Origin of the sequence: Methylobacterium fujisawaense, from assembly GCF_039619325.1 — a bacterium.
In the GTDB taxonomy this organism is placed as follows: Bacteria; Pseudomonadota; Alphaproteobacteria; order Rhizobiales; family Beijerinckiaceae; genus Methylobacterium; species Methylobacterium fujisawaense.
In genome coordinates this window covers 539,397-563,530 of sequence record NZ_CP155000.1, presented here as the reverse complement: position 1 = coordinate 563,530, position 24,134 = coordinate 539,397, and the positions used below count along the sequence as shown (strand labels likewise).

17 protein-coding genes are annotated in these 24,134 nt (G+C 65.7%); 7 read left to right on the top strand and 10 right to left on the bottom strand.

Translation table 11 applies throughout. The features are described from left to right. Positions 1 to 5 precede the first annotated feature (5 nt). Positions 6 to 536, bottom strand: coding sequence for a hypothetical protein (locus ABC766_RS02685; protein WP_345821042.1), 531 nt, complete (start codon positions 534 to 536; stop codon positions 6 to 8). Between the two features lie 507 nt (positions 537 to 1,043). On the opposite strand from ABC766_RS02685, the gene ABC766_RS02680 reads away from it, so the two are divergent. From ABC766_RS02680 to ABC766_RS02660, 5 genes are all read left to right on the top strand, one after another. After that, positions 1,044 to 3,227, top strand: a complete 2,184-nt coding sequence (locus ABC766_RS02680) for a peptidase domain-containing ABC transporter (RefSeq protein WP_051044930.1) — start codon at positions 1,044 to 1,046, stop codon at positions 3,225 to 3,227. Positions 3,228 to 3,333: 106 nt separating this feature from the next. Next, the gene (locus ABC766_RS02675) at positions 3,334 to 4,734 is read left to right on the top strand and encodes an HlyD family type I secretion periplasmic adaptor subunit (RefSeq protein WP_345821041.1); all 1,401 of its coding nucleotides are present in this window, start codon (positions 3,334 to 3,336) and stop codon (positions 4,732 to 4,734) included. A gap of 31 nt (positions 4,735 to 4,765) precedes the next feature. After that, positions 4,766 to 6,553, top strand: a complete 1,788-nt coding sequence (locus ABC766_RS02670; RefSeq protein ID WP_345821040.1) for a hypothetical protein — start codon at positions 4,766 to 4,768, stop codon at positions 6,551 to 6,553. 121 nt (positions 6,554 to 6,674) lie between these two features. After that, positions 6,675 to 6,911, top strand: a complete 237-nt coding sequence (locus ABC766_RS02665) for a hypothetical protein (RefSeq protein WP_043354299.1) — start codon at positions 6,675 to 6,677, stop codon at positions 6,909 to 6,911. A gap of 821 nt (positions 6,912 to 7,732) precedes the next feature. Next, on the top strand, positions 7,733 to 10,255 hold the full coding sequence (locus tag ABC766_RS02660) for a hybrid sensor histidine kinase/response regulator (protein WP_345821039.1): 2,523 nt from the start codon (positions 7,733 to 7,735) through the stop codon (positions 10,253 to 10,255). Positions 10,256 to 10,651: 396 nt separating this feature from the next. On the opposite strand, the gene ABC766_RS02655 is transcribed toward ABC766_RS02660, so the two are convergent. From ABC766_RS02655 to ABC766_RS02645, 3 genes are all read right to left on the bottom strand, one after another. Then, positions 10,652 to 11,296, bottom strand: coding sequence for a response regulator transcription factor (locus ABC766_RS02655; RefSeq protein ID WP_345821038.1), 645 nt, complete (start codon positions 11,294 to 11,296; stop codon positions 10,652 to 10,654). A gap of 805 nt (positions 11,297 to 12,101) precedes the next feature. Continuing rightward, positions 12,102 to 12,656, bottom strand: coding sequence for a PAS domain-containing protein (locus tag ABC766_RS02650; protein WP_345821037.1), 555 nt, complete (start codon positions 12,654 to 12,656; stop codon positions 12,102 to 12,104). Positions 12,657 to 12,752: 96 nt separating this feature from the next. Further along, on the bottom strand, positions 12,753 to 13,046 hold the full coding sequence (locus ABC766_RS02645) for a hypothetical protein (RefSeq protein ID WP_345821036.1): 294 nt from the start codon (positions 13,044 to 13,046) through the stop codon (positions 12,753 to 12,755). 736 nt (positions 13,047 to 13,782) lie between these two features. Here ABC766_RS02645 and ABC766_RS02640 point away from each other — a divergent pair. After that, positions 13,783 to 14,616: an outer membrane protein gene (locus tag ABC766_RS02640; RefSeq protein WP_274926606.1), complete on the top strand. Its 834-nt coding sequence runs from the start codon at positions 13,783 to 13,785 to the stop codon at positions 14,614 to 14,616. Between the two features lie 408 nt (positions 14,617 to 15,024). Next, complete coding sequence (locus tag ABC766_RS02635; RefSeq protein WP_043382471.1) at positions 15,025 to 15,234, top strand: hypothetical protein; 210 nt, start codon at positions 15,025 to 15,027, stop codon at positions 15,232 to 15,234. A gap of 995 nt (positions 15,235 to 16,229) precedes the next feature. Here the strand turns inward: ABC766_RS02635 and ABC766_RS02630 are convergent. From ABC766_RS02630 to ABC766_RS02605, 6 genes are all read right to left on the bottom strand, one after another. Further along, complete coding sequence (locus ABC766_RS02630) at positions 16,230 to 16,478, bottom strand: hypothetical protein (RefSeq protein WP_427902282.1); 249 nt, start codon at positions 16,476 to 16,478, stop codon at positions 16,230 to 16,232. Positions 16,479 to 16,856: 378 nt separating this feature from the next. Further along, positions 16,857 to 18,182 carry an NHLP bacteriocin system secretion protein gene (locus ABC766_RS02625; protein WP_345821034.1) on the bottom strand — a complete coding sequence of 442 codons (1,326 nt, stop codon included), beginning with the start codon at positions 18,180 to 18,182 and terminating at the stop codon, positions 16,857 to 16,859. A gap of 54 nt (positions 18,183 to 18,236) precedes the next feature. Next, positions 18,237 to 20,846 carry an ATP-binding cassette domain-containing protein gene (locus tag ABC766_RS02620; protein ID WP_345821033.1) on the bottom strand — a complete coding sequence of 870 codons (2,610 nt, stop codon included), beginning with the start codon at positions 20,844 to 20,846 and terminating at the stop codon, positions 18,237 to 18,239. Beyond that, a complete protein-coding gene (locus tag ABC766_RS02615) occupies positions 20,843 to 22,984 on the bottom strand; it encodes a cysteine peptidase family C39 domain-containing protein (protein WP_342145071.1) in 2,142 nt (713 codons plus the stop codon). The genes ABC766_RS02620 and ABC766_RS02615 overlap by 4 nt, the downstream gene beginning before the upstream one ends. A gap of 108 nt (positions 22,985 to 23,092) precedes the next feature. Continuing rightward, the gene (locus tag ABC766_RS02610) at positions 23,093 to 23,554 is read right to left on the bottom strand and encodes a hypothetical protein (protein WP_043354744.1); all 462 of its coding nucleotides are present in this window, start codon (positions 23,552 to 23,554) and stop codon (positions 23,093 to 23,095) included. A gap of 58 nt (positions 23,555 to 23,612) precedes the next feature. Further along, a complete protein-coding gene (locus ABC766_RS02605) occupies positions 23,613 to 24,122 on the bottom strand; it encodes a hypothetical protein (protein WP_345821032.1) in 510 nt (169 codons plus the stop codon). Between the last annotated feature and the right edge of the window lie 12 nt (positions 24,123 to 24,134).

Genomic DNA, 24,134 nt, shown 5'->3' with positions numbered 1-24,134 from the left:
ACCGATCACCATCGAACCCGCCGGGTAGGGAATTTTGAAAGCCCACAAATGCGGAGACTTCGGCGCTCGTTGACACCGGTCGAACCCGTGGCGCCCGTCGAACCCGTGGCGCCCGTGCTGCCGGTGGCTCCCGTGGCACCGGTCGCCCCCGTGCTGCCGGTCGCGCCGGTAACGCCGACCACGCCAGTGATCGGGTACCCGCCATCGTTGGTGAACGTTACGCTCGTGCTTCCGGCACCATTGGTGGCGCTCTGCGTGCCACCGCTGAATGCGACCTGCGCGGTGGTGATATTGATGCCCGTTCCCGTCGCATCGTAGATCGCGAATTGCTCATAAATCCCCTGGCCGAGCGCCGCGGAGAAGGAAAAGCTACCGCCCGTCGAGAAGGGATTCGGTGTATCGGCCACCGTAGATCCGAGCAGGATCCAGTTCCCATTCTGCCTGGCGTAGAAAAACAGCTGATCTCCGGCATCCGCTGTTCCGGAGAATGCAACGAGGCCGTCGCTTGAGGTTCCGGACAAGTTTTCGTTGGCCATTGCAATCTCCCTCGCTATGGCTCTTGCCCACCTTCAGTCTTGGTGGCGCCGGCCTCTCGAACAACGGAAATCAGATCTGTTTTCGCACAAGGCAGCGCATACGAGGCAGCATGCCAGCACAGGGGATCCTCCTATCGCGAGACAAATTGGCCGAGCCATATGCCAGAGGTTATAATTCGTTAACTAAACACGCCGGACCCAAAACCGAATCACGGTCAGGCGGATGCGAAAGCAGATTTCACGAGACGATCTGCGGACCCGGGAGGCGCCGAAGTCGAAAAGGTTAAGAAGTCTATAACCTGTGGCCTATTCCAGCCCGAACCGCGGGCCGGCATGATCGTGAGCGGCGGGCGCGCCCGCCTGAGACGCACCGAGCGGGCGCCCCCTCAGGGTGCCTGCCCGAGCTTCGCATGACCCGATCAGACGACGTGGAGTCGCCATGCACCAGCGCCCGACACCCGCGGGGCCGCGTTCGGAGTTCGAGAGGTGAGCGTCTCAGACCGCGCGATGTCGCGCGAGGCGCAGGCGCGTATCATGGCGGTCGTGCGGGTCGCACACCACCATGGCGCTGACCTCGATCCCGCCGACTACCCGCGCGAGTCCGAAGGTCCGGTACCGGCGCCGGCCTCGCTCGCGGCATGGGCAACGGCGTCCGGCCTTTGGGCCAGGGCGGTGCGCATGCGCCGGTCCCAGCTCATGCGGCTGGAACACGTCGGCCCCATCGTTGTGTTTCTTGCCGACGGGCATGCCGCCCTCATCACGCGCCGCGATCGTGAGCGAGGCGTCTGCTTCATCGAGGGACCGACGGGCCCCAGTGGCACCGGCATCGAGATCGACGAGCTGCGCCTTGAGCGGGTCTGGAACGGCGAGGCCCTTCTCGTCCGCCGCTCGCGCGCGACGACGGACGACGAGGCCGCCTTCTCGCTCGGTTGGCTCGCCAGGCTCGTCCTCACGGAGAAGCGCAATCTCCGCGAGATCCTGACCGCCTCCCTGGCGGTCAGCGTTCTGCAGATCCTGCCGCCATTCCTGGTCATGGCGGCACTCGACCGGGTTCTGACCCACAACACGGTGTCGACGCTCACGCTGATCACGCTCATGCTGGTCCTCGTGACGGTCTACGAAGCGCTGATCAGCTACGCGCGGCGCGAGATCGTCGAAGTGATGTCGACCCGGATCGATGCCCGTCTGAACGTTCACGTGTTCCGGCGCCTGCTGGCCTTGCCGATCGAGTTCTTCGAGCGATCCCCGACCGGCGAGACGACTCATAAAATCTCGCAGGTCTTCAAGATCCGCGACTTCCTGACAGGGAAGCTGGTCTCGACCGTTCTGGACCTGCTCACGCTCGTCGTCCTGCTGCCGTTCCTGTTCTACATGAGCGTGACCTTGGCGTGGATGGTGCTGGTCGCGTCCGCCTGTGTCGGGGGGCTCGTGCTGGCCTTCCTGCCGGCGATCCGGACCGTCTATGCGCGGCTGATCGCGGCCGAGATCCAGAAGGGCGGGACCCTGGTCGAGACCGTGCACGGGATGCGGACGGTCAAGTCGCTGGCGATCGAGGACGTGCGGAAGCGCGAATGGGACGAACGCGTCGCCGAATCGGGCAAGGCGCGGCTGGCGGCCGGCCGTATCGTCAACTGGGCGCAGACGCTCTCGCTGCCGCTCGAGCGCTTCATCGACCGGGGCATCCTCCTCTGCGGCGCGTACATCGTGGTCCTGGCCCCGGCGGGAACGACCGGCATCACCGCGGGCAGCCTGATCGCCTTCATGATGCTCGGCGGCCGCGTCGCGAGCCCGCTGATCAGCTTCGCCAAGCTGCTTCAGGACATCGAAGAGATCCGCATGTCGATCAGCCAGGTCGCGGAGGTGCTCAACCATCCGACCGAGACCGAGGCGGCACGGAGCGGCCTGCGCCCCCAATTCGCGGGACAGATAAGCTTCGAGGAGGTCGGCTTCCGGTACCCGGGCGCGCAGTCGGCGGCCTTGCGCGAGGTTTCCTTCAGCATCCCCGCGGGAACGATGCTGGGGCTGGTCGGCCGCAGCGGGTCCGGCAAGTCGACCATCGCGCGCCTGCTGCAGGGGATCAATCGCGATTACACGGGCCGGTTGAAGATCGACGGCTCGGACCTGCGCGAGATCAACCTCACGCACCTGCGTCGGAGCTTCGGCGTGGTCATGCAGGACAACTTCCTGTTCCGGGGGACGGTGCGCGAGAACATCATCGCCGGCCGGCCGGGCTTGACCTTCGAGGACGTGATCCGCGCCGCGCGGCTTGCAGGCGCGGAAGAGTTCGTCGAACGGCTGCCCCGCGGCTACGAGACCTGGATCGAAGAGGGCTCCGCGAACCTGTCGGGCGGCCAGAGGCAGCGGCTCGCGATCGCCCGCGCCCTGATCACGGATCCGAGATTGCTCATCCTGGACGAGGCGACCAGCGCGCTGGATCCCGAAAGCGAGGCCCTGGTGAACGCGAACCTCCAGCGGATCGCGAGCGGCCGGACCATGATCATCGTGTCCCACCGGCTCTCGTCCCTGATCCGTTGCGACCAGATCCTGGTGCTCGACAAGGGCAGTGCGATCGCCATCGGTCCCCATGACCATCTGGTCGAGCATTGCACGATCTACAAGCAGTTGTGGCAACAGCAGAATCGGCATCTGGAGGAGGCGCGTCCGTCCCCGATCTACCTGAGCGCCACCTGATCGGAGACCGCAGATTGCGCCGTTCGCTCCGGACGAACGCGGCGCCGGGTGGAGCAAGCCCTCAGGTTGTTCTGAGCCACGGCCATACGGAAACAAAGGCTCGCCGATGAGTAGCTCTCTCGCAAGCTGGTTCAATTTCCGGATCAGGCGCCTCTCGCCCGCGGAGGCGGATGTCGGTCCGGTCCTCCTGGAGTTCCAGTCTCCGACGGCGGCGCTCCTCGCGATGCCGGTTCAACCTGCGGCGCGCAGCATGCTCGGCGTAGTCCTCACGCTCGTGATCGCCTCGGGCCTCATCCTGGCCACGTGTCCCGTCGACGTCGTGGTCACGGGCGGGGGGCGGATGGTGTCGACGAGCCCGACGATCGTCCTTCAGCCCTTGGAAACGTCGATCGTCCGCTCGATCAAGGTTCGCGAAGGCCAAGTCGTCCGCGCCGGCGAACTCCTTGCCGAACTCGATCCGACCTTCACCGGCGCTGACGCACGGGCCCTGGAGAACCAAGTTCTCAGCCTTCAGGCGGAGGTGGATCGGCTGACGGCGGAGAGCACGGGATCGCCGTTCCATCCGTCCTCGGCCGACGCCGCGACCGTGATTCAGGTCGCTCTCTACGGGCAGCGACAGGCCCAGTACCGGCACCAGATCGAGAGCTACGATCAGAAGATCAGAGGTTTGGAGACGCAGCTCGCGCGCGCGGATCTCGACGCCAAGGCGTTCGGCGAGCGCGCGGAGATCGCCGGGATCCTCGAATCGAAACGCCTGCAGCTGGAGCGCCTCCAGGTCGGCAGCCAGATGAATCGCCTGGTCGCTCAGGACCAGCGCATCGAGATGCAGAGGAACCTGAAAGATGCGACCGCGTCCGTGGGCCGGGCCCGGAACGACCTCAATCAGATGATCGCCGAGCGGGATGCCTTCTCGCAGCACTGGAAATCGCAGATCAGCCAGGAGATCACCCTGCGGCGCCGCAGCCTCAACGAGGCCCAGGAAGGCCTGCGGAAGGCGACCCTCCGTCGACAGCTGGTCAATCTGGTGGCCGAACAGGACGCGATCGTCCTGAATGTCGCCAAGGTGTCGGTCGGTTCGATCCTGCAATCCGGCGAGCAGCTCATCACCCTGGTGCCGCGGGACACGCCCCTGGAAGTCGAGACGCGCATCGCGGCCGACGAGGCAGGTTACGTCCATCCCGGACAGAAAGTCAGCGTGAAGTTCGATACGTTCCCCTTCGTGCAGTACGGCATGGCGGACGGCGTCGTGAAGAGCGTGAGCGCCGACAGCTTCACCGGGCAGCAGGAGACGCAGCGAAGCAGTGTCGGCGGGCAGGCGGCCAACGGCGTCTGGTTCCGCGCGCGCGTGGAACTGACCGCGATCAAGCTTCACGGACTGCCCGATAACTTCCACATGACTGCCGGCATGCCCGTGACGACCGATGTGATGGTCGGGGATCGAACGATGCTCAAGTATCTGTTCGCCCGCCTGCTGCCCGTCGGACTTGAAGGGATGCGGGAGCCGTGAATAATCGCCACTCTTCGGAGGCGTGCGGCGGATGAAGATCGTCGACAGGTTCCTGGCTCCGGCTTCTCCGACCGCGCGGCTCAGGCTCGGCCTCAGCCTGCTGGAGAGCGGCCGGTTCAAGGACGGCGTCACCCAGATCAGCCGGGCGGCCCAGGGCGGCTTGCCGGACGCGCAGTTCCACCTCGGGCAATGCTACCTGGACGGGACGGGCGTCCCCGAGAGCATCACCGAAGCCGTCCGCTGGATGACCGCCGCGGCAGAAGGCGAGCATGCGGAGGCACAGTTCAAGCTCGCGTTGCTGTGCATGCGCGGCGATACCGGGATGGCGGAGCAGAGGTCTTCGCTCACGGACGAGTTGGCCTTCGACCGCGCAGACGAGCGAAAGCAATCCGATCCCGTCTCCGCCATCCTCTGGGCGCGACGGGCCTCCGCCAACGATTCGCGCGAAGGGCAGGCCCTGCTCGGCTACATCCTGACGGCGGGCCCGAACGCCCTGCGCGACGAAGCCGAGGGGGAACGCTGGTACCTGGCGTCAGCCAGGGCCGGCTGTCCGCAGGGGCATCTCGGCCTGGGATTGCTGCGTTTGCGGAAGCAGACGCCCGAGGACACTGCGCTGGCGGTCGCCGAGATCGAGAAGGCGGCGGCGGCCGGCTTGGGGGATGCGTTGTTCCTGCTCGGTGCGCTCACGCATGCGGGCATCGGCGTGTCGAGAAGTGCAGAACGCGCCGTCGAGCTCTACGCGCGGGCGGCCGAGGGCGGCATCGTCGCCGCCCAAACGAGCTTGGGTCTCGCACTGCTCAATGGCGACGGCGTCGAGCGGAATCCGATCCTGGGGGAGACGTGGCTCAGACGCGCGGGTCTGGCCGGAGACGCACACGCCGCCGCGCTGGTCGGGCACCTGCACGCCAGAGGAGGCGATCTGGCGCCGAATTTCGCCGAAGCGGCGCTCTGGCTCGAGCGCGCGGCAAAGGCCGGCTATGCCGGCGCGGCGCGAACGCTGAGCCAGCTCTACCAAGTCGGCCTGGGCGGCGCTCAGGACCCGGACAGGGCCGCGCACTGGCTGCGGGAGGCGGCCAACCTCGGCAGTGAAGTCTCCCAGGTCGATCTCGGAAATCTGATCCTCGCCGGTGAGGGCGCGCCCGGCGACGATGTGCGGACCCGCCACTGGTTTGAGCGCGGCGCCAGGCAGGGCAATCTGGCGGCGGCCTTCAACTTCGGCATCTGTCTGTCGCACGGCATCGGCGGTGGATACGACGAGGCGCAGGCGGCCCTGTGGCTGCGCAAGGCGGCCGAGGAGATGCCGATCGCCCAGTTCTGGTACGGTCGGATGATCGCCGAGGGCCGAGGGGTCGTCGGCGATGCCGTGGAGGGCCGGACTTGGATCGCGCGCGCCGCCGAAGGCGGCGTCGCGGAGGCGCAGGCGATGCTGGGCGAGATGATGGTCAACGGCCGAGGGGGCCCCGTCGACCGCGTCCAGGCCTTCCATCTGTTCGAGCGCGCGGCCGAGAGCGGCCATGTCGGGGCAATCTATGCTCTGGCCGCCATGCTCGACGGCGGGTACGGCCTGAAACCGGACTTCCCCCGTGCGTTGAGCCTGTTCAGAGCAGCGGCGGAGGCAGGACATGCGGATGCGCAACTGGCTGCAGGTCGCTACCTGGCCCGTGGGCTCACGGGCTCGAAGGACGAGGCCGAGGCACGGCGCTGGTTCGAAGCGGCACGCGGGCAGGGTGTCCGCGAGGCTGCCGCGGAACTCGAACAGCTCGACCAAATCAGCTTTTCGAAACGCGACGACAGTGGAGCCGCTTTTTTCGCGGCTTAATTATACTTTGACATCGCGGCATTATCGGCCTAATAAGGCCGCGTATCTCACATGTTCCTTAGTTCTGCTCGGCACGATCCTGATGCGACCTGCCGAGGCGGACATGTTGCGGAGACAAGCGATGAGTGGCTGGGTCGTAAAAATTACGAAGGCCGGGAATTTCACTGCGCCGAAGCTTTACGCGGTCGCGGAGGCGGATCCGCGCCGGGCGCTGTACCTCGTCAACAAAGCCGCCGACGGCGCCCCGCCAGCCGATCGCGTCGAGACGGTCGGCGAGCTCTCGCCGGATGCGGTTCACAATCTCGGGCTTGGGCCCGAAGAGATCCGTGACGTGACGGCCAATCCGCCCGCTCACTGACCGGCCCACGGCCGCACCATGGCTTGCAGGCCACTCATCGGCCGGTGAACCTGATCGAAGCACCGTTCACGGGATCCGGAGCAGCCGGATCCTGTGCGCGCGTGTCGGCGGCAGGGCGATGACCCGGACGCTCATGCGCCGCGATGCCGGAGATGATCCGACTGATCGTTCGCTGCGGCGCACGGGCGGTGTCCGGTTGCAACGCGCACGATCCACAACGGTGAAGCTGTGACGGGCGCGGCGTGCCCCCTCTCCCGTCCAGAGGAGGGGACCCGCGTCTCATCCGGACGACACGGCAGCCTCGTGAAATGTGCCGTGCGCACCGCGATCGGGCAGGATCCGGACGCCTGCCGCGGCCTCGAACGTCATGTGCGAGGGCAGGGGAGCCTAAGCATCCCCGCGCCCACCGGATATCGACCGGGGCGATGCCATCGTGCGTGAGGGGGCAAGGCTCAAGTGTCGGACCGGTCCTCGCGCCGCCCCGTGCCGGCCGACGCATCTCCCACCCGGAACGGACCAGAGGGTCCAGTCCTCAAGGCCGAAGTCCCCCTCCGCGCGACTGACGACGGGCATCGGCGCCGCGTGTGACGGCCGGTTCGGTCCGCGCTCAAACGCAAACGATCGTCAGGACCTCGGGACAAAGGACTGAAAATTCAGATTTTACAGACAATCGCGATATACAGATTCATATCGCGACTTGAATACAATCTTCTGTCGATGAAAATAGTTGACCCACCGGGAAACCGCTCCATTCTCATGGCCGCGAACCGCAGACGGCGACCGAGACTGTAACCTGCTTCCGATCCACGAGGCACGCCCTCATGCGTCAGATGAAGCACATCATCGATGGGCTCACCCGACCCGCCGGCGGCAACTGGATTTTTGCAGCCGCCTTCGGCCCCGTTCCGATCCTCTATCTGATCCCCGCAGCAAGCCGCTTTTATGTGAACGATCACGCCGTCTTCGCGATCATACCCTGGTGCGCGAACAGCCTCTTCCTGGCCATCGTGCTCCGTACGCGCCGGGAAGCATGGCCGCCGGCGATCGCGACCGCCGCGGCCGCCAACTTCGCCGCTCACTTGTTGATCGGCAGATCGATTCTGGCGACATCCGGCATCGTCATCGCGGACGTGTTCGAAATCTGCGCGACGGCGGCACTTTTCAGGCAGATAAACCGTGGAGAAAATTGGTACTTATCAGTCAAAACCATCCTCCTTCTTACGGTCTTCAGCTCGCTCGCCTGCCTGCTGAGCGCGGCGTTCGAATTCGCCTGGATCAGTCTCCTTGTTCCCGCAACGGAGCGGCCGATCATCCAGATCCGGTCCTTCACCGAAGCCCTCGACTTGCTCGTAGCGCTGCCTTTGGTGCTGAGCTGGACTGAACGGTCTCTTCTGGAAAAGCTCGACACCCGGAAATTATCTCAGATCGCCGTTCTGACGATCGCGAGTGCGGCCGCCAGTTACGCTCTGCTGGTGTCTCACACGCCGTTTCTTTTTCTCGCGATACCGCTGTTGCTGTTGGCAACGCTCAGCGGCGGATTGTTGGGCAGCAGCGCGGCGGTCTTCGGTGTGTCGCTCGCCGTTCGATTGTTCACCTTCAACGGACCGGCGGCCCTGAGCGCGGCCAAGGGCGCTGCAAGTGCCGAATTGCTGATCATCTACAATTTGTTCGTCCTCACGGCCCTCTTATCGGCCATCCCGTTGGGCGTGCTTCTCGCCCGACTTGAAAACGCGGCCCACCGCTTGCGTGAGGCGGGCGCGGCGGCCGACCGCGCGCGTGAGGAAGCCGAAGCGGCACGTGACAAGGCCGAGACCGCGGGCCGGGCGAAGAGCGATTTCCTGTCCGTCATGAGCCACGAGCTTCGAACACCCATGACCGGCGTGCTCGGCCTGGTGGACCTGCTCGCGAAGGAACCCCTGACGGACAATCAGAAAATAAATCTCGATCTCGTCAGGCAATCCGGCCATCATCTTCTGAGTGTTATCAATAACGTTTTGGATTTCTCAAAGATCGAGTCCGGAAAATTCGAAATCGAGTCCACGATCTTCTCGGTGAGATCCCTCTTCGATGAAGTATGCGCGACGACGCACCCGCTCTGCCACGCCAAAGATATCGCGTTCAAGGAAGACTATTCCGAACGTATCCCAGCTTGCGTGATCGGTGATCCGACCAAGATCCGGCAAGTCTTGCTGAATTTCGTCGGAAATGCGATAAAATTCACACATCATGGAACGATCAGGATTATCGCAACCCATCGCTCGATCGGTGAAAACAAGCTCTTGCTCCGGATCGAGGTGCAAGACAGCGGCATCGGCATCGCCGAAGAGAATCAAGCGGAGGTTTTTACGGCCTTCACACAGGAAGATAAATCGACAGCGCGTCGCTACGGGGGGAGCGGCTTGGGACTGGCGATCTCCAGACGTCTCGTCACCGCGATGGGCGGAACGATCGGTTTTACCAGCTCGCCCGGTTCCGGCAGCCGCTTCTGGTTTGAGATCCCCCTTCTTGAGCATGACGGATCTGACGTCGTGGCCCCCATCCCATGCAGGCCATCGGATCTGCAACCGCGTCGCATCCTCGTGGCCGAGGATATTCCGCTGATCCGCAGTATCATCCGCTCAATGCTGGCATCGGATCGTCATACCGTGATCTTCGCCCAGGATGGCGCCGAGGTTGTCGAATTGGCCAAGCAGGGTTGCTTCGATCTGATCCTGATGGATGTCCAGATGCCGGTCATGGACGGTGTCGAGGCGACGCGGGCGATCCGGCGCCTCGAGGGCCCGGAAAGGACCCTGCCGATCATAGCGCTCACGGCCAACGTCTACGAGAGCGAGCGCAGACGCTATCTGGAAGCCGGAATGAACAGCTGCATCGCGAAGCCGATCGATTGGGGTTCGCTGAACGCATCCATTGCTCACTACACGGCGAGAAGGCGAAATCTCGTGAGCGGCAGCGCGGTCTCGCCGACGCCTCCACGTCAGCAGTCCGATCTGCTCGACGATCGTAAACTTCAGTCCTTGCAAAAGAGACTGGGTAGCGAGCTCGAATCCCTCCTGCTTCAGGCACTCCGAAATGCCCATGGCACCTGTGCCCATCTCGACCGCACCGATGCCAGCGGGAAGGCGAAAGCGAAGGAGGTCCATGCGCTCAAAGGCATGGCCGGCATGCTCGGGCTCTCAGGGATGCAGCGTCTTTGTCTTGGGTTGGAGATCGAGCTGGGATGCGATCAAAGCATCGGCACCAGTAACGCCGATCTGCGCGCGATGATCACATCGACCCGGGCAGCTCTCGTCCGAAAGAATTTCCTGACCGAACCGGAATTCGCCGCGCAAACAGGATTGTGATACGGCGGTTGCGGACAGCATTCTTGCCAGTATCTCGCGCCGTTGCGGGTGGCGCAGCGCGCATCGCCGAAGCCCGCAGGAGGAAATCCGCGCACGCGGTCTGCGCGGGGCGCCCCCCGCTCGCGGAGCCGCTCATCTTCGGCGCCCCGCGTTGTGCGGCTCGGGCGGGCAACGTCCGGCCGCTGCGCAACCACCTGCAGAGCGGCACATCGCGCCGAAGGCACCGGCAAGGTCTCCGGGGTCGCACGCGGCGTGAACGAGAGCTCTGATGACATCCGGTTGTCGCGCGACGATCCGATCGCCGATCCGCCAGGTACGCGGACACTGAACACGCATCGCGGATCGTCAGACCGTCAATATTGCAAATAATAAAACCGCATCCTGCGACCGGTCGAATCAGAAGCGCTGCTCCTGCAATCCGACGACCGAACGGACATTGGCGTAATTTGCCAGCTCGGTCCGATTAGAGAGAGACAACTTCTGAAATATATTATACAAATGGATCTTGACTGTACCCTGCGAGATATTAGCCTCTCGCGCGATCTGTTTGTTCGTCAGACCTCTTGCAACGAGCATCGCGATCTCGCGTTCGCGAGCCGTCAGGTTCCGCGTGCCTCCGTCCCCGTCCTCGCCATGGTGTCGATCATAGGATTGGCCTTGGCGTTGGATATGGCCGCCTTCAATCCAATCCAGAAGGTCGTCGCTGGCGGAGTCTTTGTGAAAGATCGCGATCGCACCGCATTCCGAGGCCGTGGCAAACTCTTCACGAGCGACTGAGCCGGTCAGGACAATGAACTGCGTCTCTGAACCGGCCTGCCGCGCAGCCTGAATGACCTCGACACCTAACAATTTCGGCATCTGCACATCGAGGCACGCGAGATCGGGTTGCAGTTCGAGGATCACCTTCAATGCCGTTTCGCCCTCGCAGCAGGTGGCCACGACATCCAGATTGTTGACCTGCCGGAGCAGGGCGGCCAATCCAGCGAGGACCACCGGATGATCATCCGCGATTATGATACGACGACCGGGGGAACAAGCCATAACGCGTCTCTATACGCCTGCTGTTGCGATCCAGTTATTCTCCGATACGCGAGATCAATTTTTGCCGTATAAAATTCTTATTGAGCGGCACGACTTGCGGACTCGCCGTCTTTCAGCATTGTCTTTCAAATCGACACTCTCAAGCTCACAATCAATCATTCAAATCCGACCGCGAAGATATGATACGTAAAACAACTCCATCGACAGCTCAATTTATGACACATCGACATACGATATGCATCTTCACGCCGCGAAGCCGGAAAGAGCAACATCGATAGACAATGTCTCTTTATAGATGCACCAATATTGAAAGCTCGGTCGGTATAATTGTATTTAATAGCGGAATTTCGAAGGATTCATCTGTACAGACGGGAAAAACAGGTGTCAAGATTGATTTCTGGCGATGCATATAGGTTAATATTTTGACGATCCGCCGCGGCGAACGGCTCTGCCGGCAGGCTGGTCTTCCGCGGCGCGACCGCGACTGTGATACCGTTCCGACGCGGCGGCGTGACGGACACGAGAGCCGTTTCCGAACGCGTTGCGATGAATCGCGGCCCAGGCGCCGCGGGTCCGGACTTGCGCAACGGGCTCCTCTCCCGGGCGGGAGAGGGCCGGGGCGCGGGACGAGACGCTTCAGGACCGAGCGCCGTGGACGCGCGCCGGACTCGGTCGGGATTGTGCTCGTCGCCCCTGCCGCACGGAGCTATAGACCTTCCCGCACGGTGTCATGATGCCCCGGATCACGGCGGCTGCCGTCATCGCCTATGAAGAGGCGAGTGCGATCCCCGCTCAACGCTGAGCCCTAATGGAAGCGGCCGCTCGGATCGGACGCGGTCATGCTCCGCGCAAGCAGTACACCGGCCTGCATCAGGGCCTGCCGCAAAACCGGCAGCATCTCCTTGGCATGATCCTGCTCAATGAGCCCATGGGCTATCAGCAGGTGGTCGGCCACGAGTTCCAAGGCTGAGCCCGGTGGCGTCGTCGGGCTCACGGGCGGCGGCACGAAGCGCGCCAGCGTGCCGAAGGCACCCAACGGTTCCGAACCGCTCACGGCGATCTCCGTGACCGAGCCGAGATAGCCGAGGAAGGTGCGGCCGGGCGGCCCGAACGAGGGGACGGCCTCGATCATCGCCCAGGCGTAGCTTCCGTCCGCACGGCGCAAGCGTAGGCGCAGGCTGTACTCGCACTGCCGATCGCGAGCCTCGCGCAGGAACGTGACCGCAACCTCATGGTCGTCGGGAATCACACAAGCGAACCAGCCATGCTCGACGGCCTCGGCCGCCGCCTGGCCGGTGAAGACCGTCCATTCGGGACTGACGTAGCTCACGCCCCCGTCCGCCTTCGTGACGAAGATCATCTAGAACGCTCCTCGGCTTCTGACTCGCATCGGCGCGGAAGCCCGAGCGCCAATCCCCAGACCCACCGAATTCAACTGGAGCGATACTTTTACTTTTCAACCGAGTTCATTGATTTTAGTCAATTCGCGGCCGCGGAACATACATCTTCGATCTAAGGTTTCGCTGATGACATGAGAAAAATTGACGAGCCCGATTGGACGACGCTGAACCGGCTCGCTGATGCTCTCGGCGTCCCTGTCGAGCGATTCTTCGCCGAGAAGCCGCCTGCTGGCGAAGCCGCGAGCACGGACGAATGCCTGCGCCTGTGGTTCAAGATCGAGACGGAGGAGGGACGACAACAAGCCCTGGAAGCGCTGCGAGGCGTTGCGGAGAGAGAAGAGCCATAGCAACCGGTGGATCCCGACGGCGGAGATGGGCCGCCGAACACATCACCGGACGCCTCCGCCGAAAAAGCGTGCGCCGCCGCCGATCCTCCGGCCCGGCTTGGATCATGTGGCCGCGCTGGCAGAAGGCCGCGAGGCTGGCGTCGGCGTTGTTCGAGGTGTCGTGATCGCGGTGTGCGACGGCCAAATCCGTCCGGGTCCAGCGGGCAAGGATGTCGGCTTCTGCCGCGACCCGGAAGCGGCGCCCCCGTCCATCGCGCCACCGGCCGGCTTCCGAGCCCCACCAGCGACCATCCAGCGACCATCGCCGAGGGGGTAGACCATTCCCGCCCGTATGGCCGCCCCCAGCCCTTACGGCAGCCTTCCGCCCGCCCCAACCGGCTCACGTCCGAGAGCTGGGGCCAGCCGATGGGGTTGAAAAAGCGATGCTCAGGCCGGATCGGCACAGCGGGGCTGAAAATCCGGTGCGGGGCCCAAGCTGCGGCGAGCCGGCTCACCCATCCTGTAGCCATTTGGCCACAGCCGCCCGGCAACGTGCCGGCGGAATGCAACCAAAGCGCCAGCGAGATGTTGTGGCGCCCGGATGAGGATCGAGCGGCATATCTCCCAAATCTAACTCATTTTTACAGACGGTTTACTATGTCGCCCCGCCTCGTCGCCCAATGGTGTGCCCATAAAACTACAGCTATTTTCGGCACGAACCGGTAGCCATACATCCAGATCGAAATTTGGACCTTACCTCATGACCAAGCTCCTGGCCTCGCTGGCTGCCTTCACCGCTCTGACCGCCGCCGCCTCGGCCGCCGACCTGCCGCGCCGCGCCGCCCCGCCGCCGATCTTCACCCCCGTCCCGGTCTTCACCTGGACCGGCGCCTACTTCGGTATCAACGCCGGCTACGCCTTCGACGCCAGCGACCGCAACACCGGCAACACCTTCGCCGTGCCGTTCCCCTACGCCGCTCCCGGCACCGTCGCCTCCTTCCGCAACCGCAGCCAGGACGGCTTCTCCGGCGGTGGCCAGATCGGCTACAACTGGCAGCTGACCCCCGGCTCCGGCGTCGTGTTCGGTATCGAGGCGGACGCCCAGTACCTCGACTTCGGCCGTAACCGGAACAACGCCTTCGTCGCCGGCGCGCTGGCCCCCGGCTACTACGTCACCGACCCGCGCGGCCTCTCCAGCCTCGACTTCTTCGGCACCGTCCGCGGCCGCCTCGGCTACGCCTTCGACCGCACCCTCGTGTACGGCACCGGCGGCTTCGCCTACGGTTCGGGCAGCGCCGACCGCTCCTTCGGCGGCTACGCCGGCAACGACAGCTTCCGCACCGGCTGGGCCGTCGGCGGCGGCGTCGAGTACGCGCTCCCCACCGACTCCTTCCTGAACTTCTTCCGCTCCTCGGCCGTGACGCTCAAGGTCGAAGGCCTGTACGTCAACCTCGACCGCAACACCCGCAACCAGGGCGCGTTCGTCATCAACGCCGCCAACAACTTCCCCGTCGTCTACAGCGGTATCGGCCGCCGTTCCGACGAGTTCGCCGTCGTCCGCGCCGGCCTGAACTACAAGTTCGGCTCCTACTAAGATCCGGTCGCGCTGCTCCCGGCGGCTGTGCCGGGAGTTGCGGCGGCGGGCGAGGGGTCGTTGGTCCTCCTCATCGCCCTCTGCCGCCGAAGAGCAGCCGATCGGCTGACCTTCGCATCCCCAGCCCGATCAAACTGGCCGCGAGGTCGGCGACACCCTGGGAGCTCCCGCTCCTGGGGTGTTTCTCGTTGGAGCCCCTGGCCGGGCAGCGCGGCCCTCCGATGAGGCGTGACCATCGCCGGCTCACGCCGACCGGCGTTGGAACGAGAGCGTCCCTCCCCGCGTATGGGGGGCGATCCTGCTGTGGACGAGATCGCTGGTGCGGGTCCTGAGCCGCCGTCCTTTCTGACGCGGTAACCATGCCAGGCCTATCAGCCACATCCCCGAGGCCGCGAGGCAGGTGCATGCATGGGCGATGATGTGGCTGCGATCCTTTTGACCCTCGCGACCGAGAACGTCGAACTGCGCGAGCAGCTCGCCACCGCGCAGGACATGCTGATGGAGACAGCCGTCGATGCCGGGCAGCTCCATGCCCGAATTCAGGATCTGCAGGCCGAATGCGATGCGTGGCGGGCTGAGGCCGAGCGCCTGGAGGCTCGGGCCCTTCGAAGAGCCTGAAGGGTCAGGCTATGGCCCAGAACAGCGGCAGCGCACCCGCCAGGAATAGGGCTGAGGAGAGGAGCACGGCAAGGCGCTCGCGATGGTAGAGGACGAAGGCGTGAGGGCTGGCGAACATGGCGACATTGGATTGGACGGGGAGAGATCACGTACGCCCCTGAACCTTGACGGATCGAGGGCGCTTCGCGCTGTCCACAATTGATGGCCGATCCCTGTCGCTGCCGAGCCACATCCTTTTGGATGTGCTCGGACGCACCCTGCGGAGGCCGGGCCGAGCGTAATGCGTCCTCGTGGCTGCTATCGCCCCCTCAGCGGCCCGATCCAGCGGCGCAGTGACCTTCCGGGTTGCTGCGCCGTTGTCGCCCCAGGCGGCCCGCAGAGCCGCCGGCATTCCGTGCGAGCCGCCTCTATCCGCCGGACAAGGTCGGCCGCGCGATCCACGAGGCCGACGCCCTTGGCGCAGTTCGGACCGGCGTCCATCCGCACAAGCGGCACCGCCAAGCCCCGGCTCAAACCTTTCGCACGAAGGTCACCGGCAGGAGCGGCGTGAAGTGATCTCGGCACACGCGATCCAGCGGGATCACGGCACGCGGGCCAGATCGCGCCATGAGGATGAGGGGGTACTGACGGCGCCCTCCGAGAAGGTCAGCGCTCAATCCGGGACGCGGCGCTGCCGCCTCGATACCGCCGGGCTCTTCCATTGGCGTCCGGGTCTACAGGTCCCCAACCGGGGGCATCACGGTCGGCAGCTTCGACCGAGCGCCGAACTTGTCGCGCCTCCGCGGCGGCGATTGCCTCGACCGCGGCGATGACGTTCTTCAGTGCAGCGATCTGGTGAAGGGCGCTCCCGGTCGGCACTCCCTCATGCTCGGCCATCGGCACAGGAGGAGCGCACGCTGCTGCGCCTTCAGGCGTTCACGCAGGGCGTTGAGCCTGTCGGACATGGGCGGGCTGCAGCCCCTCCCTGTCGGACGCCTCGCACCGCGTCCCGTTCCTCAGCCCCGGCGCCGCTCCTGCCGCCACAGGGCGACTGCGATGCGCCGCGCCTCATAGGTTCGCCGGAGCAACGTCCCGAGCCCGCCCTGGCCCTCCGGGGCATAGGCGTATGACAGAACTCCATCAGGCCCGTAATTCCGAAGCATCTCGGCACGCCACAGACCGTCCGCCGCCGCGAGCGCGGACTCCGTGAGGGCGAGGCGGGCGGGGTCCGAAGTCGGCGAGGGCTGAGCGATCATCTCATTCAACGCGCCGTTCGGGCGAGTGATCCAACCAAGACATCTCGACACCTTGAGGGGTGCGCTCCCACCCGTGAAGTCGGCGCCACACCCTCGTGACCGCTGCTCTCGTAGAGTCGGCCTCGGCTGCGCAGTCGCCGGACGCCGCCGTCAACGGTTGCCACCGGATCCCGTGCCGGACCTCCAGCAAGCCGATAGCCGATCCGACCGGTTGCCCCCTCGGCAGCCCTTCGACGGACCCGTATCCAACCTGTCTTTGTGAATCCCCCTTACCTTGTCCTTACCTTGTGAGGTGCATCGTCTCGCACCCTGTGGCGCCCAGAAGCGTCGGGGCCGCCGATCGTGGACGAACAACGGATTATCACGACGTCCGGCTGCGCATGCGTTTCAGAAGGTGTCGTGCTGCTGGTCGGGTCCGCGGAGCAACTCCTTCAAGGCCGGTATCAGGAGGCTGAGCAGAGAGGCGCGTTCGGTATGGATCTGGCCGTCCAGCAGGGTGCCGGCGGTGATCTGCGCATCCGGGCCTGCAGAGGTCGTCCAACGGAAGCCCGACGCGGTCTTGGGATCGCGCTCCAGTTCGACCACCATCAGGAAGCGCGGCCCCTCCGCTGTCAGCTTGCGCACCAGATCGTCGTTTCGCAGCGTGTGGCGCATTTGCTCCGGGCTCACAGCCACGTCCGAGGTCTTGGTCACGACACCCCGGATGGAGCCGAAAACGTCCCGCCTCACGGAGGACGGATCGATCAGGGCGGGCATTCCGGTGCGCACCTTCTTGCCGTCCTTGGCGGGCACGAAGATCGCTGCCACGAGCCGTGTGCTGCCGGGCCGGAAAGCGGAGAAGCTCTCATCCACGGGCAGCAGGCTCACGAGGGGCGTGTCGAACCGGATGAGGTCGCCTGGAAAGACCTTCATCTCGGAGACGATTCCATACTCGGTGCTGCGAACCCAGGAATCCTTGCTGATGCGATCCTTCAATCGGCCGATCTGGCGTTCGGCCTGGGCGCGACGCGTCTCAAGGGATTGCAACTCGCGCTCGTACTGCGCCTGCTTCTCATAACTTTCGAGCGTGACGCTGAGGAGGCGCCCCTTTTCCGTGGCGATGCGTTCCAAGGCCTGCGCGAGATCTGCGCGCACCTGAAGATAGCGCTCGAAGGTCGCGTTGCCGCTCTTGCGCAGCGCTTCGACCCCGTCCACCAGCTTGCTCAGGAGGTCTCGACGTTGTTCGAGAAGGTCGATCGTCTCGCGGCTGGTTGATTCCTGCTGCTGACGAACGGTGCCGAAGATCCGTGTGGCCTCCTTCTGGAGCGTGCGCACGCGCTCCTCCTCCTGGGTCACCAGATCGAGTTCCCCCTCCGCCAGCTTCAGCTCGGTCTGGAGAGTAGGCTGCACGATCCGGGCGATCGCCTGTCCTGGCGCTACGCGTTGGCCGACATCGACCAGCATCTCGACGACGCGGCCTTCATGATCCGCGGCGATCGTGAATTCGAGCACGCCCTTCGAACTGAGGATGACGCCGGCCCCGGTCACACTGATCGGAACCCGAACGAAGATCGTGCCCAGAATGGCGGCGATGGCGGCGAGACATAGGACGCACAGGGCAGCGAAGTGCCCGGGTGCGACGAGGCGCAGTGTTCCGGCCAAGTCGTCCGGCCGGTGAAGCTTCGCTTCCGCCTCGGGACGGAACAGGGCGTGGCTTGTCGCGGATTGAGCCAAAATCTGAGCCTTTCGAGGGACGAGGTGGACCGCCGTGCCGCGGCGCGGTGCCGGTCAAGCGGATCCGGTGCACATCGCGAGCTGGTCGGTCGGAAGGCCGGCATAGGAGCCGCGCGGACCGGAATGCGGTCTGTGATCAAGGACCAGGCTCGGGGGGCCGTCCGCTGTCAGGACGCCGTCGCGCAGGATCAGGATGCGCTCCGTGCGCGCCCAGACCACCGGACGATGCGCGACGACGATGCGCGTGAGGTCCAAGCGCGCGAGCGTATCGATCAGCTTGCCCTGTGCCGCATCGTCGAGCGCGCTGGTGGCTTCGTCTAGGATCAGGATCGCCGGCGTCTGCGCTAGCGCCCGGGCGATCAGGATGCGCTGGATCTGCCCCAGGGAAAGACCCGATCCCGCTTCGCTCACAAGGGTCCTGAGGCCCATGGGCAGCGCGTGGAGTTCGTCGGCGACACCGGCCTGCTCGGCGTAATGCCACGCCGCGTCGAGCGGGATGTCGGTGACGCCGCGAATGTTGTCGTAGAGCGATCCCGGGAACAAGGTGCTGTTCTGGAGCACGACGCCGAGCCTGCGCGTGAGCTGGCGCCGATCGACGCGCGCGAGGTCGTACCCGTCCAGAAGCACGCTGCCCATCTGCGGCTGTTCGAGACCGGCGAGCACCCGCAGGAGCGTGGATTTGCCGCTGCCCGAGGGGCCGGCGATGCTGACGAATTCGCCCTGGCGGATCGAGACGCTCACGTGGTCGAGGGCGCGCTTCGCGCCGTACAGGAAACTCACGTCGACCACGTCGATGTGGCCGTTCAGATGCGGCACGGCGGCCCCGGTCACGAGCGGTTCGGTCTGGAAATCCAGCAAGGGCCGGGCAAGCTTCGCCATGGGCAGCAGCTTGGCCGTCCCCATCACCGCGTGCGACAGGTCCTTGCCGGCGCGGATCAGGCGGCTGAGTGCCAGGACGAAAGTGACGGCGGCACCGGCCGTCAGAGTCTGGGTAGCCCCGGCATAGGCAACGGCTGCAAAGCAGGTCGCGAGCATCAGGGCGTCCCACAGGTGCTCGAAGATCGGAACGATGTTGCTGATGCGCGCCGAGCGCAGGAGGCGCGTCTGAAAGGCGAGGAAGTTCTCGCTCCACTGCGTGAAGGCGCGCTTCTCGAGCCGGCTGCCGCGCGCCATCGGGACGAGGCGGACGAGATCGTACACGAAGGCGAGCACGATCACGTCCATCCGCTCGCCCTCATAGATGGCCTTGAACTGAAGCCATCCGACGAGAGCGGTCACTCCGAAGAGCAGCAGCACGAGACCGATGCCGATGAGGCCAGCGACCGGCGAGATGAACGCGACGAGGATCGCCGATGCCAAGCCGCTGATCAGGGCGAGGAGCGCGACGACGGCGAAGCCGACGACAGCCCGGCGGAACTTCTCCACCGTCTCCATCTCGGTGGCGAGGATCAAGGTGGTTGAAGACCGCAGATCCGCAGGGGACAAGCGCAGCAGGCGATCGACCATGGCCGCGTGCAGCGCCAATCCGGCTTTCCCCTGGGCCCGGAGTTGCGCGAGCTGGCCGACGACGAAGAAGGCCGTCTCGACCATCAGCGATATCGCCAGCACCGTGAGCAGCTGTGCCAGGAACTCGGTATCGGCTGTGTGGACGGCGATGTTGATGATCTGCTGTGAGGCGATGGGCGGCAGCAGCGCGAGCAGCGTGCCCAGGATCCCGCAGGCCACGAGCAGCAGGATGTCGCCCAGGGCGAAACCGAGGCCGAAGCCGAGAACCCCGCGATAGGTCAGCGGGCTGCCCGGCAGTGTGCGGCACAAGGCGAACGCTTGTGGACCCAGCCGCGACCAGTCGCCCTTCCTCATCCGCCTCGGGCGCGCACCGGGCTCGGCGGGGTCCAGATCGTAGGCGCCCCAGAGACGCGGCTTGATGAGGCACGGCCGATCCTCACGGTCGAAAGCCAGGACGGGGCCGTCACCCTGCAATGGCGTGCCCGCCTCCAGGCGCAGGACACGCAGGCGCATGTGGTTGGCGATCGCGAAGCGCTCAAGGTAATTCGCACGGGACTCCCCGTCGTTTGGCCGAAGTGGCACGGGCTTCTCGCCCATCGCTTCGACCCATCGCGCGGCAGCGGCCGTGAGCGGGGTCTGGGTGCCGGACCCCGCGCGGCGGAACCGGTTCCGCAGGAGTTGCGCATAGCCCGAGAGGGTCGCATCAAAGGCCGCGTCCTGGGCTGTGGATGCCCGATGCCCGGCAGTCTCCGCATCGGCCACGGCCAGCGCGTCGACCACAGCTTCCTGCAAGGCCAGGCTGGCATGTCCGGGCTCGGTCGGCCCCTGTGCGCCGTCGCCGGATACGTCCAGCGCGGCCGCAGCCCGGTGCCAGGCCGCAGCCCAAAGCGCGAGGCCGTCGCGATCGCCGCCAGCTGCCAGCACAAGCGTTGCCCGCGCCCGGATGACGCTGCCGGCGATCGACAGGGCGGGGAGCAGTGTTCCGGGCTCCAGCGTGGCGACGAAGCGGAGGCCGCCATCCGGTGTCCGGATGAGCAGATCCGCCTGGCCTTTCTGCAGGGTGGCCGGCGCAACGGCCTCGACCGCGACGATCTCGCCGCGCTCGAGAGGCCAGACCATGGAGGCGCCCCCGGGCGCGCGGGCGGCGGGATCGCTCACGATGTCATGCTCCCAACGGCCGCGAGCCGTTGCGCGGGCGCGCTGCGCCGGGCCGGAGCCCGAGACGTCTGCTCCTCCAAGGGGTGCAGGTGCCCACCCGCCAGGCGAAAGACCCGATCGAGGTGCGCGGTGGCGCCGAGCCTACTGGTCAGAAGGATGAAGGTGATCCCGCGCCGGCGCAGGTTCTCGATGACGCGCGCCTCCGTCTCTTCATCCAGATTGCTGGTCGCGTCGTCCAGCACGAGCAGGCGCGGCTGGTCGACCAGCGCGCGGGCGATGGCGAGGCGCTGCTGCTCGCCCACGCTGAAACCGGTGCCGTTCTCGCCGATCGGCCCGTCCAGCCCCCCGGGACGACCGAGGATCACGTCCCGGATCTCGGCATCGGCGAGCGCCCGGGACAGCACGGCGGGCGGCACGCCGTCGTTCCAGAAGGTGACTGCGCTGCGCAGGCTCCCCCGCGGGAAGAAGGGCTGCTGATCCACGAAGGCGATCCCGCGGCAATCCCGTATCCAGGCCGTGGCCCGCGCCGTCTGCCCGGCGTCCTCCGCCTCGTACAGGACATCGCCCTTGTCGGGCGGCACCAGGCCGACGATCAGTCGGGCGAGCGTGCTCTTGCCGCTGCCCGAGCCGCCCAAGAGGCCGATCGCTTCGCCCGGCGCGATGGTGAGGTCCGTCTCCGACAGGATGGCGGGACTGCCCGGGTACGCGAACGCGATGCCGCGGAACCTGACGCCTCCCGTTGCCGTCGGAGCCGAACCGGTCTCGACCGCGCGGATCGGTGGGGCGTCGGCCGGCGTGGTCGAGTGGTCGAGGGCGTCACCGAGGCGACCGAGTGCGGCGGTCGCTTGACCGACCGCGGTGCCGATCCCCGTGAAGGCGTTCAGGGCCGCCGAGAACAGGCCGGACAGGGCGAGGAAGCCCACAAGTTCGCCGATGCTCATCCCAGTATGGATGATCAGCAGTGTTCCCGCGCCGAGGATGACGAGCGTGGTGATGCGGCTCATCGCATAGGGCAGCGCCGCCATGAGATGAAGGACGCGGCCGCTCGACTGTTCGGCGTTGACGAGTTCCGCCTCCGCTTGGATCATCCGGTTGAACAGGATGCCGTCGCTGCCGGTGGCCCGTGCCTGCTCCAAAAGGGCGACGCCCTGGACCGACGCGGCATGCGCCTGGCCGGCGGCCATCTGGAGGCGCACCGCGTGATCCTGGACCCGGCGGCTCACCTGACGCAGGATCAGCAGCTCGACGGCGCCCAGCCCCACGGTCACGGCGGTGAGAAGCGGGCTGTAGAGCAGCATCACGGCGGCGTAGCCGACCATCGCCGTCGCGTTCACCACGATCTGTGCGGCCGGTCCGGACACGGTGTTGGCCACCTGCATCGCCAGCTGCGGGCGGCTCGAGATCTCGACCGCGCTCCGGCGGCCGAAGAACTCGTACGGCAGGTGGAACATGCTCCAGATGTACCGGGCCGAAACGACGGCGTTGATCTTGGTCCGGAGAAGCAGGAGCCCGTGTAGATAGAGGTAGCCGAAGCCGGCATTGAACAGGCCGACCGCAATGATCGCCGCGAAGAGCGGCAGGAGCAGATTGCTGCGGCCTTCAGTCAGGTAATCGTCAACAAAGATCTGCGTCAGTCCGGGAACCAGGGCGCCAACGACGACCATCACCGCACTCGTGAAGACGATGGCGAAGAACGCCGTCCAGGAGCCGTGCAGTTGGTCGAACAGGCGCAGGAGCGTCGAGCGGGGGCGCGCCGTGACCCGGAAGTCGGGGCCCCGCCGGAACGTCAGCGTCACGCCGGTGAAGCTCGCCCCGAATTCCGCGCGCGACACGATGCGACGCCCGAAGGCCGGATCGTTGATCTGGATCTCGCGCCGGCCGATCCGCTCCAAGACGACGAAATGATCGAAGTTCCAGAACAGGATCTGGGGCAGGGGCAGCTTGGCCAACCCGTCGAGATCCCGGCTATAGGCCTGAGCCTCCAACCCGCGGGCCTGGGCCGCAATGACGAGATCCGCCGCGGACGTGCCGTCCCGGGACGCGCCGCAGCTGTCGCGCACCGCGTCGAGCGACTCCCATCGACCGAAGGCGGCGAGAACCATGGCCAGACAGGCGGCGCCGCACTCCGCGGTTTCCATCTGCAGGAACGTCGGCGTCGGTCGCCCGCGGCGAAACAACGGGATCACGCGGTCGCCCCCCGGTCTCGTGATGTGCGCGTCGCAACCCTCGTGTTCACGCCCGGCCGCCTATTGCTGCCGCAGGATCAGGAAGGCCGTGGCGAGCTGCTCCTCGACCGAATCCTTGCGCGCGGCCGCCTCCTCGAGGGCGCGGAAAGCGGTCTGCAAGGCTTGGTCCGGGTAATTCGGCGGCTTGCCGCCTGCCCGCATGATCACCTGCTTCTCGAGATCGATGACCGTCAGGAACGCGACGAGGCGGCTCTTTCCTTCGTCTAAGGCATGGTTGAAGTAGCCCGCCGACAGGCGTCGCCCGGCCGCCTTGTAGGCTCGGTCGATCGCCGCCGGTGTGGGAGACACCGCACCGTCGAGGGCCGCGACGCCCAGTCGGCCGATCCATTCGGCCTGCGAGTCAGACCAGCCTTCGCGCTTGGCGCGCGCGGTGAACATCGCTTCGAGCGCACCTGGCGCCTCGTCCGCGCGGATGGCTTCCGCGAGGATCGGGGGGGTGGGCAGGTCGATGAGGGGCGGCATGGCTGGGTTCCCCGTGAGGCGAGTAGCCCTGCGCGCGAGCCGGGCCGTGCTGGATCCGCTACTGCTGCGGCTTCTCCATCAGCTCGCGAATCACCGCGAAGCCGGTCGCGATCTGCTCCTCGGAAGATGATCCGCCCTCTGCGGCGGCCTCGACGGCGCGGCAGGCCTCCAGAAGAATGGCATCCGGATAATCCGGCGGCGGAGCGCCGCGCCGCTCCACGATCTGCTTCTCAAGGTCGATCACCGTGAGGAAGGCGGTGTAGCGATTCTTGCCTTCGTCCAGCGCGTGGTCGAAATAGCCGACGGTGAGCTTGCGCCGGGCGAGCCCGTAGGCCTTCTCCAGCGCCTCGCTGCCGGACACGCCGTCGGCGACCATCTGGAACAGTGGCTGCTTGGCGAGCTTGTCCAGCCAATCCGCCTGCGACTCGGACCAGCCTTCGGCCGCGGCCATCGCCAGGATCTGCTCGCGGACGGTCTCGTTGAGTTCGCGTGCCGCCGGCCCGGCCTCGCGCTCAACCTGGGCCTTCCAGGCGGCGATCTCTTCGGGCGTGCTATTCTCGTCGATCAAGGTCGGCCTCCA

Bases quoted from the DNA above. Each gene is read 5' to 3' on its own strand.
- ABC766_RS02685 (WP_345821042.1), bottom strand. From the start codon at position 536: ATGGCCAACGAAAACTTGTCCGGAACCTCAAGCGACGGCCTCGTTGCA.
- ABC766_RS02680 (WP_051044930.1), top strand. From the start codon at position 1,044: ATGTCGCGCGAGGCGCAGGCGCGTATCATGGCGGTCGTGCGGGTCGCA.
- ABC766_RS02675 (WP_345821041.1), top strand. From the start codon at position 3,334: ATGAGTAGCTCTCTCGCAAGCTGGTTCAATTTCCGGATCAGGCGCCTC.
- ABC766_RS02670 (WP_345821040.1), top strand. From the start codon at position 4,766: ATGAAGATCGTCGACAGGTTCCTGGCTCCGGCTTCTCCGACCGCGCGG.
- ABC766_RS02665 (WP_043354299.1), top strand. From the start codon at position 6,675: ATGAGTGGCTGGGTCGTAAAAATTACGAAGGCCGGGAATTTCACTGCG.
- ABC766_RS02660 (WP_345821039.1), top strand. From the start codon at position 7,733: ATGCGTCAGATGAAGCACATCATCGATGGGCTCACCCGACCCGCCGGC.
- ABC766_RS02655 (WP_345821038.1), bottom strand. From the start codon at position 11,296: ATGGCTTGTTCCCCCGGTCGTCGTATCATAATCGCGGATGATCATCCG.
- ABC766_RS02650 (WP_345821037.1), bottom strand. From the start codon at position 12,656: ATGATCTTCGTCACGAAGGCGGACGGGGGCGTGAGCTACGTCAGTCCC.
- ABC766_RS02640 (WP_274926606.1), top strand. From the start codon at position 13,783: ATGACCAAGCTCCTGGCCTCGCTGGCTGCCTTCACCGCTCTGACCGCC.
- ABC766_RS02635 (WP_043382471.1), top strand. From the start codon at position 15,025: ATGGGCGATGATGTGGCTGCGATCCTTTTGACCCTCGCGACCGAGAAC.
- ABC766_RS02615 (WP_342145071.1), bottom strand. From the start codon at position 22,984: ATGGAAACCGCGGAGTGCGGCGCCGCCTGTCTGGCCATGGTTCTCGCC.
- ABC766_RS02610 (WP_043354744.1), bottom strand. From the start codon at position 23,554: ATGCCGCCCCTCATCGACCTGCCCACCCCCCCGATCCTCGCGGAAGCC.